The sequence below is a fragment of the Rhizobium sp. LjRoot254 genome, from assembly GCF_964254105.1.
Taxonomy (GTDB): domain Bacteria; phylum Pseudomonadota; class Alphaproteobacteria; order Rhizobiales; family Rhizobiaceae; genus Rhizobium_E.
On record NZ_CAXUSM020000001.1, the window covers coordinates 353690 to 367605 of the forward strand.

Consider the following 13916-nt stretch of genomic DNA (forward strand, 5'->3'; position numbering starts at 1 on the left):
AAGCCTAAAGCGTGTCGCATTTATTCAGCCTCATAGCCGGCTGCTCTGAAGAAGTTTCTGCATTCTGACACGGAGAAGAGTGCGACAATGTCGCCGAGCGCCTGAGTGATGGCGTCGAAGCTTCGAGCGGCTCGTTTTCGCAATAGGGACTTGAGCTTGGAGAATGCCATCTCGATCGGGTTCAGGTCCGGCGAGTAAGGCGGGAGGAAGAGGAGCCAGGCACCCTTGGCCTTGACGAGCTGCTCTGCGCGCTCGCTCTTGTGGAAGCCGACATTGTCGAGAATGACGACGTCACCTGGCGATAGCGTCGGGGCAAGCTGTGTTTCAACCCAGGTATCAAAGATGCGGCTATTCATGGGTGCATCGACGATGAAGGGGGCAGTGAGGCCGTGGCAGCGAAGTCCAGCAATGAATGTCTGCGTCTTCCATTTTCCGAAGGGAGCATAGGCGACAAAGCGCCGCCCTTTGCGGGACCATCCGGTGCGCTTGGTCAGCCGCGTGTTTGTCGATGTCTCATCGACGAAGATCAGCCGCGCCAATGCCTTGTTGAAGAACCGCTTTCGACGCCTAATCCACAGGTCACGCGCCTTGGCGATCTGCGGCCTGCACTGTTCGCTTGCCCTGAGGCTTTTTTTTATTGCTGAGCCCCAGCCGATGCAGGAACCGGCCGACGGTCGCGCGATGGACTTCGACACCGCGCTCGGCGAGCTCGACACACAATTCGTCCAGTGTCACTTCGCCATGGCCTGACACACGTTGGTTGATCCATTCGCCGTGAGCCGACAGCTTGCTGCCGGGCGGCTGGCCCTGCCGGGCAGGCGCAAGTGAGCCCGACGATCGTTGCAGGATCATCATGTTGTTGACGAACCGAGGAGATACCCGAAAATGCCGGGCAGCCTCACGATGACTATGACCCTCTTCCACAAACGCAACAACACGCGCACGCAACGCTATCGGATGCGGCTTGCCCATGGTCGTTCTCCTTCCGTGGGCAAATTGAATCACAAATCACAAAATAACGGAATCCCGAATCTGATTACCTGCGACACGCTTTAGACAATAATTCAACTTGAGTTGTTGGCAATGACCGCTCCCGCGCAGCGCGGACATGAATCTTCATCGATAAGGATTTATGCGCCGAATTGCGCATCCGGATCGCGATGGACTATCCGTTCAGACGCCGGCCATCGGAACCGAACAAGCGGACATGCTCCACCTCCGGACTGATCCATATGACCTCGTCGGGCTCCAGCGTGGTTCGCGCCCTGGTGACGACGACGATCGTATGGTCGCCGGCGGATAAAACAATCTGGGTTTCCGAACCGAGCGGCTCGATAACGACGACCTTTGCAGGAAAGCCCGTTCCAGGTTCCGTGATGGCGACATATTCGGGCCGGATGCCGAATATCACTTCGGAGTCTTTGGATGCGGCAAACGCCTGAGGCAACGGCAGCACTACATCCGGGCTCAACCAGAACACGGCGGATCCGGCAGCATTTTCGATCCTCCCCTTGAGGAGGTTCATCGAGGGCGAGCCGATGAACTCGGCGACGAACACGCTTTGCGGATTGTCGTAGAGATCGAGGGGGCGGCCGATCTGCTCGATATTGCCGGCATTCATGACGACGATGCGGTCGGCCATGGTCATCGCCTCGACCTGGTCATGCGTGACATAGACCGTCGTCGTGGCGAGCCGCCGGTGCAGGCTCTTGATCTCGGCGCGCATGGCGACGCGCAGCTTGGCATCGAGATTGCTGAGCGGCTCGTCGAACAGGAAGACCTTCGGGTCGCGCACGATCGAGCGGCCCATGGCAACGCGTTGGCGCTGGCCGCCCGAGAGTTGGCGCGGATAGCGGTCTAGCAAAGGCGTGAGGCCCAGGATCTGAGCGGCTTCGGCGACTCGGCGCTCTTTCTCGGCTTTCGGCGCGCCGGCGAGGGTCATCGAGAATGCCATGTTCTCGGCAACCGTCATGTGCGGGTAGAGCGCGTAGCTCTGGAACACCATGGAGATGTCGCGCTCCTTCGGCGGGAGGTTGTTGACCACCCGTCCGCCGATGCTGATCGTACCATCGGTGATGTTTTCGAGCCCCGCGATCATCCGCAGCAGCGTCGATTTTCCACAGCCGGACGGGCCAACCAGAACGACGAATTCGCCATCCGCGATATCGACCGAGACGCCGTGCAGCACCTCGATCGCGCCATAGGCCTTGCGGGCCTTGTCGATGGTGACGTTCGCCATCAAACCGCTCCGATCCGTATTTCGTTCGACGATAGAGCGCCTTCATGCACCAGCAGGCCGACGCCGCCATCTGCGAAGGCTTCCCGGCTGTCGTCCTCGACCGAGAGCGATGTGCCATTGGCCTTGAAGGAGATGCGATTGCCCTTGGCCGAGACCCTCATCGAGATCGGCTTTTCGAATTCGGTCGCGAAGGCGGTTTCGGCTAGCACCTGCGTCTCCTCGTCACGGACGCGGACGATCTGCATTTTGCCGTCGCGGGTGACGCGGGCGCCGTAGAAGCGGCGCAGGCCCTGGGCACGGACGGCCATGCCGCCGTAATTGCCGAGATGCATCATCACGTCTCCCGACGCCTCGTAGTCGGTCCATTGGCGGGTGCCGTGGATGATGATGCCTTCGCCACGGTTCTGCGCGATGCGGAACGCCTGCGGGAAGCGCTTGGAGAAGAAGCTCGCGCCGTTGACCCAGGACATGCGCCAGAAATCGCAATCCCCGGTGGGGCGACGGAGTATCAGGTCGGGCGCGCCATCCCAGCGAAGATAGTCGACCAGCAGCCGGCCATCGGCGCGCTTGCCGCTGCCGGTGATGGCGATGCCGATCTCGGCAATCGGCTGGCCGCCGGTGTCGGGCAACGTCCATTCGAGCACGGCCTCGCTACCGGCCGCGATGTTGACGATCTCGCCATCGATATCGGTGAGTTCGTCGCGCTCGTTATAGACCCGGATGCGCAGGCGGACGTCAACCGATCCCTTGTTGCTCCCGTCGGCGCTCACGCGCGCCTTGACAACCTGGCCGGGATAGACCAGCGGCGTCGCCATCAGGTCATAGGTGCGCATGTCGAGCATTTCGCGCGGCGAGAATGTCGGCGTGGTTACGCCCGCGACCTGTCCGGGACCGAGTGCTTCATAGTCGATCGCCAGTGCCCAGCTGCCTTCGAATTCGGCATTGCCGATGCGCACGGTCTTGCTGGCATCGATCGACGGCTGCGGGCGAAAACCTTGCTGGCTGCCCGGCAGAGAGAAATGGAACTGCGCGCCGCTCTTGGGCGCGTCGAGCGCCTGGCCGCCCGAGAGTTCGAGCCCGAGATTGGTGAGGAAATAGGCCTGACGCACCGCGTCGTTGATCGAGTTGCCGCCATCGGCCGACGAGATCAACATGCGGTCGGCGATCGGGCCGCGCCAGTCCGGCCCTTCCTCCAGTCCTTCAAGACCGTTCATGATGCCGAGCAGGCAGCCGACATTGCCGGCATTGCAATCGGTGTCCCATCCCGACGTGTTGACGATCATCTGCGCCTTCTGGAAGTCATGCGGTGCATAGAGGACCGACATGATCATCAGGGCATGATTGGGCACGACATGGCAATTTCCGGGATATTTGTCGTAGCCGTAATTGTCCTGGATCTTCTGTCGCGTGTCGCGCCAGTCGGGATGGGCCTTGTGCCATGCGCGGACATCGGCGATCAGCTTGGCAATCAGGCTGTTGCGCGGGATCTGGGCAAGTCCGGTGTCGAGCAGATGGTCGATATCAGCGGAACCAAAAGCCTCGGCTTCCATCGCCGCCCATAGCATGGCGGCATAGACGGATTCACCATCATGGCTGACTTTGCCGGCCTGTTCGGCGAGCTTTGCCGCTAGTTCCGGCTGGTTCGGTGCGACCATCGCCCAGCCATCGATGAAGATCTGCGCGCCGATCTGTTCGGCGACAGCTTGGCCGTTGGTGGCGATCGAGCCGGATGCAGGAGCAGGAACGCCCTTCTTGAGATTGAGCCACGCCGTGTGCTCGGTGGAATTGCCGTTGCCGCCCCACCAGAGAATGGCGCGTTCCTCGACGATGTAGTTAAGCCAGGCCTTGCCGATCTCCTTGGCCGAGAGATCTTTCTTGATGCCGTAATCCTCAAGCGCCCGGACGAAGGTGAAAGTACCGGCGACATCGTCGTCGGTGACGACGAGCGGCTGGTTCAGGCGCTCATGCACGTAGTATTCGATCGGCCCGAGCTCTTCCATGATCTTCTGGTAAGTCCAGCCTTCGAACGGCCGGCCGAGATAAACACCGACCAGCTTGCCGAGAACACCGGCATAGACGCGTTCGAGATAGTCATTGGGAAGCTGCATCATATTCTCCATCAAAATATTCAAATCGTTCAGGTCTTGATTGTTGGGGGCTCAACCTTTGACGGCACCGCCGGCCATGCCCTCGATGAAACGCCGCTGCATGAAGACGAAAAGCGCGACGACGGGCAGCACGATGATCAGGGCGGCAGCCATGATCTCACCCCAGTCCGAGCTGTACTGGCCGGACAGCAGGAAGAAGGCGATGACGGCCGTGGTATTCTCCTGCTTCTGCAGGAAGGTCGTGGCGATCAGGAACTCGTTCCAGGAATTGAGCCCGATGATCAGCGCCACGGTGAGAATGCCGGGCGAGACGATCGGCAGCATCACCCGCCAGAAGACCTGCCAGGATGTCGCGCCATCGACGATCGCGGCCTCTTCGAGCTCCTTTGGCACGGCGATGAAATAGGTCCGCATCAGCATCACCGCGAAGGGGCTGAAGATCGCCGAATAGATCAGCGCCACGCCGAAGATGTTGTTGATCATGCCGAGCTTGGCGAAGCCGAAATAGAGCGGGAAGATATAGAGCTGGATCGGCGCCGTCGTGGTCGCCAGGAGATAGAAGGTCAGGATCTTCCAGGACTCGATCTTCTTGCGCGCAATGACATAGGCGGTCAGAGAGGACGTGCTGCAGACGATAAGGATCGTCGTTCCGCTGACCAGAAGCGAGTTGATGAATGTCCGCGAGAATTTCGCGTGTTTCCAGGCATTGACGAAATTCTCCCAACGGATCGTCTCAGGCAGGCCGAGCGGATTTTGCACGATCTGGGCTGCCGGCTTCAGCGAATTGAGCACCAGAAGCGCGATCGGGAAAAGCGCGATGAAGGCGAAGATCGAGAGCGCCAGATAGGCGATGAACAGCGTGCCGCGGCTTTCGACCAATCTCATTGCTCGCCCTCCCGCGTCTGGATGCGGACATAGAAGAAGGTGCCGACAAGGCCGAACAGGCTGATCACCAGCGCAGCCGCGGCCGCGCGGCCGACATTGAGATCATAGAAGGCGTTGCGATAGGCGAGTGTCGAAAGCAATTCGCTCGAAAGGGCGGGTCCGCCCTGCGTCAGGATGTAGACGAAATCGAAGGCGAGGAACGACCAGATCACGGTCATGATCATGAGAAGCATGATCGTCGGGCGAATGGCTGGCAGCATCACATAACGCATCATCTGGAAATAGGTGGCGCCCTCGATGCGGGCCGCCTCGATCTGCTCCTGCGGCACCTGTCTGAGTGCTGCGAAGAAGATGACGCAGAGGAAACCCCACCAATGCCAGAGATCGACGGTCGCAACGCCGAACAACGCCATGGATGGCTGGCTCAGCGGATTGGTGATCGGGATCCCATACTGTTTCAGGAGGCCGAAAACGCCGGTTACGGGACTATAGATCATGCCCTGCCAGACGCGGGCCGTGATGACCGTCGCGATCACCACCGGCAGGAAGTAGACGATCTGGAAGAAACTGCTGCCGCGCCGCGCGATCAACAGCATGGATGCGGCAAGCAGGCCCATCGCCATGGGAACAACAAGGAAGATCACCGTCCAGATAATGTTGTTTCCGAGCGCCACCCAGAAGACGCGATCGGCGGCGAGCGATTGAAAGTTCGCCAGACCTGCATATGTCGGCATGCCGAGGCCGTCGAAATTGCAGAAGGCAAGCACCACGGTCAGCAATGCCGGGATGAGCACGATGACGAAATTGATGATCATCGTCGGAACGACGTAGAGCCAGTGCATGGAATTTTCCTCCAGGTGGAGGCGATGGGCTCACCATCGCCTCCGGTCCTTCATGTCGTGATATCAGGCGCGGGGCGGAATGGCGGGAGCCTTGCCGGCTTCCTTCTCGCCCTTGAACGTCTCGTCGAGTTTCTTGAGGAAATCCGCCGTGGATGTCTTCTTGAGCCAGACTTCCTCCATGCCGCTGACCAGATAGGTATCGGTCGCGGGCGGCAGGAAGGTCCAGCTCGTGTAGCCGTAATTGCCGGCACCGACGGCGCTGGACAATTCCTTCATCACCTCGGCGTAGAGCGGCAGAACCTTGTCGGACAGCTTGACCTTGGAGAGGTCGACCAGCGGCAGGTTCCACTCGCCCTGCCAGACCGAATTCATCGCGCTGTAGAACTCGTCCGAGAACATGTAGTCGAGCACGGCGGCGGCGCCATCCGGATTTTCCGACTTCGCATTGACTGAGAGCGTCGAGCCGACGCCGAGGGCGAAGACCGGATCACCCTTCATGCTGGGGAAGCCAACGAAGCCGGGCTCGACGTTGTTTGGCGGGAAGTAGGCCGGTATGTTGGTGAAACTCCAGGTGCCGGTCGGCGCCATGCCGGCCTGGCCCGTGGCGATCTGGGCGAAGGATTGTTCGAGCGTCAGCGAGAAATAGTTTTCGCCGTAATAGCCCTTGTCCCACCACTCGGCGAGCTTGTCGATCGCAGTGGCGAAAGCCGGATCCGTCCAGGGGATCGCGCCGGTAAGCGCCTTGTAGACGTTGTCCGGGCCGGCGATCGAGTTGAAGGCGATCGAGACGTGCCATTCGTTGGCCCCGCGCCAGTCGGCGTTGCCGGCACCGAAGGGCACAAGACCCTTGGCCTTCATCTCGTCGGCCAGCGCTTCCAGTTCGGGTATCGTGGTCGGCGCTTTCCAATTGTTCGTGGCGAACAGTGTCTTGTTGTAGAAAAGTCCAAGTGTCTCGTAAGTCTTGGCCAGCGCGTAGAGCTTGCCTTCATATTTCCCCATGTCGAGGAACATCGGCAGCAAGCGTTCATTCCAACCGAACTTCTTCGCATAATCATCCAGGGGAAGCAGCTGGCCGGCCTGCGCCATCGCCGCGACATAGCTGGGACCTGCGGTATAGACGACATCCGGGCCGGTGCCCGACAACATCGCCACGCGCAACTGCTTGTCGAGGTCCGAGCCACGGAAATCGATGCTCAAGGCATTCTCGGGATGCTTGGTATTGAAGGCGTCCACAAGAAACTTCTGCAGGTTCTCCTGGTTCTCTGGCGAGGCGGATTCGTACCAGAATCCGACCGGCTTGGCGTCCTGGCCATAGGCCAGACGAGACATGAATGGCAGGGTTGCAAGACCGAGCCCGGCCTTGAGTAGTGTGCGGCGTTCCATGAGTTCCTCCTCCAGGTTTTGCCTCAAGTGGTTCGGGTCGAACCCCTTTGGATCAGTTCGAATGGCATTTCGAGTGCAGTGCCTGCGCCGGTTTTCCGGCCCTGCAGGCGTTCCATCAGCGTCAGGGCGGCTGTCTTGCCCATGTCCGACTGGAATTGAGCAACCGTCGTCAGCGACGGGGTGACCAGTTTGGCGGCCGAGATATCGTCGAAACCCGCCACGGCGATCTGTTCTGGGATCTTGATGCCGCGATCGCGAAGCGCCTGCATGACGCCGATCGCCATCAGGTCGTTGGCGGCAAAGATTGCGGTCGGCTGGAAGCCACTTGCGAGGATGGCTTCAGCGGCGCGGATGCCGCCGACCTCGTTGAATTCTTCATCGATGACGACATGGTCGGCATAACCCTTCTCGGCCAAGGCGGCACGATAGCCCATGATGCGCGTGCCCTGCGGACCGCCTTTGCCAGCGACCATGGCGATGCGGGAATGGCCCTCTCCGATCAGATATTCGGTCACGCCGAAAGCGGCCGCGTGGCTATCGACAAAGATATCGTCGATCGCGAGATCGCCGCCGCGCTTTTTCGAGGATTCGATGCGGACAACGGGAACGCCGGCCTCGACCAGCGGGCCGAAATCGCTGGCACGCAGGGTGAAGAACACGCCGATGACGCCATCGACACGACCCTGCCGCGCCCAATCCAGGAAATGCCTCTCCCGCTCGGACGAACCGTCCGTGTTGACGGCGATCACATCGTAGTTGAGGCCGTCGGTGACGGTCTGGATGCCGCGGATCAGCGATGGATAAAACGGGTTCGAGATATCTGGGACGATGCAGGCGATGGTCATCGAGCGGCTGGTCTTCAGCGCCTGGGCGAAGCGGTTCGGCACATAGCCGAGGTCCTTGGCGGCCTTGGTGATGCGCTGCCACGTCTCGGCGGGGATTGACGGCGCGCCACCGCCGCTGAGCACCATCGAGACGGTGGCCTGGGAGACCCCGGCCGCCTTCGCCACGTCTTTCTGTGTTGCCCGTCCGGCCACTTGTTGTTCCGCTTATACGTATTAGTGATACGTATCAATAGAACGGCGCTTGTTCGGTTGTCAATCGATTTTCTGGAATGAAATGGAGCACGGATGATCCAATGGTCGTGCACTGGTTGGAAAGACGTCGTGGCGCGGCAGTTTGAAATCGGTGCAAATCTTTACCTTGGACAGGCAATCGGCCTCGGTGTAAGGGAGAGGCAGCATGGAGAACGCACTTCCCCTTATCGGCCTGCTTGCCTGGTTGCAGGTCAAGCACTTCGTCGCCGACTATCTGCTGCAGCCGGCCTGGATTCTCCGGGGCAAGGGCGATTTTCGCCATCCCGGCGGATATGCCCATGCCGCGATCCATGTCGCGGGCACTATTCCGGGTCTCGTGGTGTTCGGGGTGGACGCGGCGACAGTTGCCGTGGCGGCGTTGGTCGAATTTGTGATCCACTACCTGATCGACCATTTCAAGGCAGTTTACTCGCGCACCCATCCGGCTGACGTGACGACCCGCGCATTCTGGGCCTCACACGGCTTCGACCAGCTACTGCATCACCTGACCTATACCGGGATTTTGATTGCAGCGTTGTGAGGCTTCGCCGCTTCAATAGGCTGTGCGGACGCCCGGGTGGTGATCTCCCCGGCGTTGTCTTGTCACGCCGAGATCTTGGCCGCGTAGCGCGCCTCGCCTTCGGCAATGAGATCCTCGGCAAGCGAGAAGCCGAGGCCGGGCCCTTGGAACGCATCGATCCAGCCATTGACCGGAGCGAGGTTCGGCGAGGACACGATGTCCTTCTGCACCAGCTGCCACATGATCTGGTTGCCATCGTCGAGATTGGGGATGGCGAGCGCGATATGATGCTCGGCGCAGGTGGTGATGCCCGTCGTGAAGGAGGAATGGATGCAGATTTTCAGGCCTGCCGACTCCGCCACCGCGGCCACCTTCATCATCGGCTGTATGCCGCCGATCTCGCGCGGGCCGATGCAGATCATGTCGGCGGCCTGCTGGCGGCAGATTTCGTAGACATCGTAGAGCGTGAACGCCGACTGGTCGGCGACGATGGGTATGCCGACCGCCTGGCGGACCTGTGCCATGGCCGCAATGCTGAAACTGTTGGTCGGCTGCTCGATGAATTCGATGTCGTACTTCTCGAGCTTGCGGCACATGTTGACCGCATCAACCACGCTCCAGCCTTCATTGGCATCGAGCCGCAGCCGGGCATTGCCGATTTCCCGCCGCACGGCCGCGGTGATTTCGAGGTCGATCTTCTCGCCGCGCCCGACCTTGAGATAGAAGACACGTTCGCCATTGGCATAGCCGGCGGCGGCATCGCGCCCCAGTTCCTCGGCCGTTTCGCCCTGGAGGAAATAGAAATAGCCGACTGCCTTGCGGTGGGCGCCGCCGAGCAGGCGGTGCACCGGCAATCCCGCAAGCTTGCCCTGGAGGTCCCACATGGCCATGTCGATGCCGGAGAATATCTGGTTTGCGGCGCGCATGACATTGGCGCCGTGGCCGAGATACTCTTGGCGAAAAATGCGGTCGATCAGCGGCGCCACATCATAGGGCGAATGGCCGACGAGATGGCCCGCGAGCCGCTTGAGGATGGCGGCAGTCCCCGTCTGATCCGGCGCCACGGTGCATTCGCCGATGCCCACAGTGCCGTCGTCGGTCTCGATCTCGATCAGGTTGACCGCGAAGGATTCGCGGATGCCGTAGGACCAGTGATAGGGCTGCTTCAAAGGCAGGACCAGTGGACGGACCCGCACCTTGGTAATCTTGACCATTCTCATTTCCTCGTAAGGCTGCAATTGTATTTCAGGTTTGCCCCTCATCTGCCTGCCGGCATCTTCTCCCCGCAGGCGGGGAGAAGGGACACGTGGTAGCGTTGGTGCTTCCAGCGTCCCTCTCCCCGTTCTTGCGTGGAGAGGGCTAGGGTGAGGGGCAAAGGCCTCGTGTGGACGATCGATTACATGCCGATCGACTTCAGGTAGCCGGCAGCGACGGTCTCGATGGTCTTCTTGTCCACATCGACTTCGCTGTTCAGCCGCTGCATGGTGGCATCATCGAGCTTGGTCGAAACGGCTTCCAGCGTTTCCTTGAGATCGGGATGCGCGTCGAGCACTTCCTTGCGGACGACGGGCGTCAGCGCGTAGTTCGGGAAGAAGCCCTTGTCGTCCTTCAAAAGGCGCAGCTTGAGCGCTGCGATCTGGCCGTCGGTTGCCTGCGCGGCGATCGTGTCGAGGTCGCCATTGGCCAGTGCGTTATAGGCAAGGCCGAGATCCATCGGACGGACGTTCTCGCGGCCCGCTTCGAAGCCGTAGGTTTCCTGAAGGCCGAGCAGGCCATCGGGACGCTTGGGGAATTCCGCGGTCGTGCCCATGACGATCGCCGTGCCGGCATTATAGGCGGCCGCGAGATCCGACAGCGTCTGCAGTTTGTCGGTCTTCGGGTTGTCGCCGCGAACCACATAGGCATAGGTGTTGTTGGCCTTGGACGGTGCGAGCCAGACGAGCCCCTTCTCGCCATCAAGTTCCTTGACCTTATTGTAGGTGTCTTCGGGCGACAGGCGGTCCTTGATCTTGTTGAACGTGATCAGCGAGGTGCCGGTATATTCCCAATAGACATCGACCTCGCCGTTTTCCAGCGCGGCGCGGACGATCTTGGTGCCCATCCCGTCCTTTTTGTCGACCGTATAGCCCTTGCTTTCCAGAAGCTGCTTGGTGATCTCGGCGATGACGAGCTGCTCCGTGAAGTTCTTGCCGCCGACAGTGATCGTGTCCGCCGCCCAGGCGGTTCCGCCTGCGATGACGAGTGCCGCAGCCGTTGCCAATGCCTTTGCAAATTTCGAAATGATAGACATATTCCCCTTCTCCTCTCTTGTTGAACTAGCGTAGTGGATTGATGCCTCGTGGAACGAGGTGGTACTGGAGCTGACCGACCAGGAAATCGACCAGGACCGCGAGTAATGCCGTGGGAATGGCGCCCGCCAGCATCATCGGCAGCTCGTCGAGCGAAATTCCCGTGAAGATGAGTTCGCCGAGACCGCCGGCGCCGATGAGGAAAACCAGCGGTGCCGAGCCGACGCAGACAGCGAGCGCGGTGCGGATCCCGCCGAAGATCACGAACAGCGCGTTGGGCAGCTCGACGCGCCAGAGCAGTTGCAGCGGCGTCATGCCCATGCCGTGGGCCGCCTCGATCAGATGCGGCGAGACGGCACGGATTCCGGCATAAGTGTTGCGCACGATCGGCAGCAGCGTCGCGGCCCAGAGGCCGAAGACCGCCGGCACGGTGCCGATGCCGAGAAAGCTCATCGACAGCGCGAGGATCGCCAGCGTCGGCACGGTGCTGCCGATGTTGAACACCTGCATGAACGCTTCGGAAAACGATTGCATGAACGGCCGCGACAGGATGATGCCGACAGGCACGGCGACGATGATCGCAAGGCCGCCGGCCCAGGCCACGAGTTCGATATGCTGGATGCTGAGATAGACGATGTCATCCCAGTAGATCAGGATTTCCCCGGCCATGCCGCTGGCCCAGAGCCAGTAGATCACCAGGAGCAGAACGGCGAGCGCGATATAGGGCGCGATGCCGCCCGGCCGCGCCTCGACTGTGCCGCTTGTGGTGACCGGCAGGCTCATGGCTCGTCCCCGCTGGCGAGATTGTCGACGATGGAGCGGAAGGTCATGACGCCGCGAACCTTCCCGGCCTCATCCACACAGGGCAGGACCGGCATATCGTGTGCGAACATCAGCGAGACCGCCTGGCGCAGATCGGCGGTTATGGGAACCGTGGCACGGACAGGCCTGGCATGATCGGCGACAGTGCCGCCGGCGGTCCGGATGAGTTCGCCATCGACGATCGCTTCAGCGATTCCGTCGCCGTTGACGACGAGGGCAGCCGGCACCACTGACGCGTTCAGCCGATGACAGAGTTCGGCGATCGGCATTTGCCGAGCGGCCTGCACGAAGTTTGGCACCATGGCCTTGCTGACCGGAACGATCCGCAGCCGCTTCAGCGCCCGGTCGGTGCCGAGGAAGTTCTCGATGAAGCTGTTCGCCGGCCTGGCAAGAAGCTCGTCTGGGCTTGCGAATTGCTCGAGCTTGCCTGAGCGGAAGATGGCGATCTTGTCGGCCATCTTCACCGCTTCGTCGAGGTCGTGCGAGACGAAGATGATCGTCTTGCGGATCGCCTTCTGCATCTTCAGGAACTCTTCCTGAATGACCTCGCGGTTGATCGGGTCGATCGCGCCGAAGGGTTCGTCCATCAGCATGACGGGCGGATCGGCAGCCAGCGCACGCAGCACGCCGACGCGCTGTTGCTGTCCGCCCGAGAGTTCCTTGGGAAAGCGCCTGAGGAAAAGGTCTGGTTGCAGGCCGACGAGTTCGAGCAGTTCCTTGGCGCGCGAGCGCGACTTGGCCCTGTCCCAGCCGAGCAGGTCGGGCACGATGCAGATATTGTCTTCCACCGTCTTGTTCGGGAAGAGGCCGATCTGCTGGATCACATAGCCGATGGATCGGCGCAGTTCGATGGGGTTCACCGAACTCGTATCCTTGCCGTCGATGAAGACCTTGCCGCTGGTCGGCTGGATGAGACGATTGATCATCTTCATCGTCGTCGTTTTGCCGCATCCCGAAGGCCCGAGCAGGACGCAGATCTCACCCGTCGGCAGGTCGAGGTTGACATTGTCGACGGCCACGATGGGGTTGGTTGCCGGGCCGAAGGTCTTGGTGAGATTTTCGAGCCTGATCATTGTGCGACCTCGACCTTGATGCCGCGCGAAGTCAGCAGTGATTGCAGGAACCCGAGGAACAGATCGGCGGTGATCGCCAGCAAGGAGACCGCCAATGCGCCCGTTATCAGCTGCCGTGGATCGGACTGGCTGATGCCGCGCGAGATGAACGTGCCGAGGCCGCCCGCGCCGATATAGGTGGCGATGGCGGTGACGCCGATGTTCATGACGACGGCGGTGCGGACGCCCGCCATGATGACCGGTACCGCCAGCGGCAGTTCGACCTGGCGAAGCCGCTGCCAGGTGCTCATACCCATGCCTTGTGCCGCCTCGCGCAGCGCCGGGTCGACATTGGCGATCGCCGTATAGGTGTTGCGGATGATCGGGAGCTGCGAATAGAGGATGACCGCGATGACGGCCGGCATATAACCGATACCATGGCCAATCGGCGACAGAAGCGGGATCATCAGCCCGAACAGCGCGATCGAAGGTACGGTGATCATCATTGATGCGAGATAGAGAACAGTGTCCGCCGCGCTCTTCGACTGGGTGATGGCGATGCCGATCGGCACAGCCGTCGCGATCGCGATGCCGACAGCCGCAAAGACGATCGAGATATGCTCGATGGCCCGCGTGCCGATCACGTCGATATTGTCAGCGATGAACGCCACTGTCTCCATTCGTTCCCAACCTGCCTTTGT

Annotated in this window: 14 protein-coding genes; 1 reads left to right on the forward strand and 13 read right to left on the reverse strand. The window is 60.8% G+C overall.

Annotated elements, in window-relative coordinates:
- Positions 1 to 20: 20 nt before the first annotated feature.
- The 8 genes from ACSQ26_RS01810 to ACSQ26_RS01845 all read right to left on the reverse strand — a co-directional run bounded on the left by ACSQ26_RS01810 (position 21) and on the right by ACSQ26_RS01845 (position 8494).
- Positions 21 to 539 carry an IS630 family transposase gene (locus ACSQ26_RS01810; RefSeq protein WP_436005704.1) on the reverse strand — a complete coding sequence of 173 codons (519 nt, stop codon included), beginning with the start codon at positions 537 to 539 and terminating at the stop codon, positions 21 to 23.
- A 40-nt stretch (positions 540 to 579) separates the two neighbouring features.
- Positions 580 to 972, reverse strand: a complete 393-nt coding sequence (locus ACSQ26_RS01815; protein WP_436005706.1) for a winged helix-turn-helix domain-containing protein — start codon at positions 970 to 972, stop codon at positions 580 to 582.
- 193 nt (positions 973 to 1165) lie between these two features.
- A complete protein-coding gene (locus ACSQ26_RS01820) occupies positions 1166 to 2239 on the reverse strand; it encodes an ABC transporter ATP-binding protein (RefSeq protein WP_436005708.1) in 1074 nt (357 codons plus the stop codon).
- The gene (locus ACSQ26_RS01825) at positions 2239 to 4347 is read right to left on the reverse strand and encodes an ADP-ribosylglycohydrolase family protein (protein ID WP_436005710.1); all 2109 of its coding nucleotides are present in this window, start codon (positions 4345 to 4347) and stop codon (positions 2239 to 2241) included. Before ACSQ26_RS01825 ends, ACSQ26_RS01820 begins: the two co-directional genes overlap by 1 nt.
- A 51-nt stretch (positions 4348 to 4398) precedes the next feature.
- Positions 4399 to 5232, reverse strand: coding sequence for a carbohydrate ABC transporter permease (locus ACSQ26_RS01830; RefSeq protein ID WP_436005712.1), 834 nt, complete (start codon positions 5230 to 5232; stop codon positions 4399 to 4401).
- Positions 5229 to 6074 carry a carbohydrate ABC transporter permease gene (locus ACSQ26_RS01835; protein WP_436005714.1) on the reverse strand — a complete coding sequence of 282 codons (846 nt, stop codon included), beginning with the start codon at positions 6072 to 6074 and terminating at the stop codon, positions 5229 to 5231. The genes ACSQ26_RS01830 and ACSQ26_RS01835 overlap by 4 nt, the downstream gene beginning before the upstream one ends.
- Positions 6075 to 6137: 63 nt before the next feature.
- Positions 6138 to 7457 carry an ABC transporter substrate-binding protein gene (locus ACSQ26_RS01840; RefSeq protein WP_436005716.1) on the reverse strand — a complete coding sequence of 440 codons (1320 nt, stop codon included), beginning with the start codon at positions 7455 to 7457 and terminating at the stop codon, positions 6138 to 6140.
- Positions 7458 to 7480: 23 nt separating this feature from the next.
- Positions 7481 to 8494 (reverse strand): LacI family DNA-binding transcriptional regulator, encoded by a 1014-nt coding sequence (locus ACSQ26_RS01845; protein WP_436005718.1) that lies wholly within the window; start codon positions 8492 to 8494, stop codon positions 7481 to 7483.
- 205 nt (positions 8495 to 8699) lie between these two features.
- On the opposite strand from ACSQ26_RS01845, the gene ACSQ26_RS01850 reads away from it, so the two are divergent.
- Positions 8700 to 9074, forward strand: a complete 375-nt coding sequence (locus ACSQ26_RS01850; RefSeq protein WP_436005720.1) for a DUF3307 domain-containing protein — start codon at positions 8700 to 8702, stop codon at positions 9072 to 9074.
- A 62-nt stretch (positions 9075 to 9136) separates the two neighbouring features.
- Here ACSQ26_RS01850 and ACSQ26_RS01855 read toward each other — a convergent pair whose 3' ends face one another.
- The 5 genes from ACSQ26_RS01855 to ACSQ26_RS01875 form a co-directional block, all read right to left on the reverse strand.
- Positions 9137 to 10267, reverse strand: coding sequence for a mandelate racemase/muconate lactonizing enzyme family protein (locus ACSQ26_RS01855; protein WP_436005722.1), 1131 nt, complete (start codon positions 10265 to 10267; stop codon positions 9137 to 9139).
- Positions 10268 to 10449: 182 nt separating this feature from the next.
- Positions 10450 to 11343, reverse strand: a complete 894-nt coding sequence (locus tag ACSQ26_RS01860; protein WP_436005724.1) for a glycine betaine ABC transporter substrate-binding protein — start codon at positions 11341 to 11343, stop codon at positions 10450 to 10452.
- Between the two features lie 25 nt (positions 11344 to 11368).
- On the reverse strand, positions 11369 to 12124 hold the full coding sequence (locus ACSQ26_RS01865; RefSeq protein WP_436005726.1) for an ABC transporter permease: 756 nt from the start codon (positions 12122 to 12124) through the stop codon (positions 11369 to 11371).
- Complete coding sequence (locus ACSQ26_RS01870; protein WP_436005728.1) at positions 12121 to 13236, reverse strand: ABC transporter ATP-binding protein; 1116 nt, start codon at positions 13234 to 13236, stop codon at positions 12121 to 12123. Before ACSQ26_RS01870 ends, ACSQ26_RS01865 begins: the two co-directional genes overlap by 4 nt.
- Complete coding sequence (locus ACSQ26_RS01875) at positions 13233 to 13895, reverse strand: ABC transporter permease (RefSeq protein ID WP_436005730.1); 663 nt, start codon at positions 13893 to 13895, stop codon at positions 13233 to 13235. The genes ACSQ26_RS01870 and ACSQ26_RS01875 overlap by 4 nt, the downstream gene beginning before the upstream one ends.
- Between the last annotated feature and the right edge of the window lie 21 nt (positions 13896 to 13916).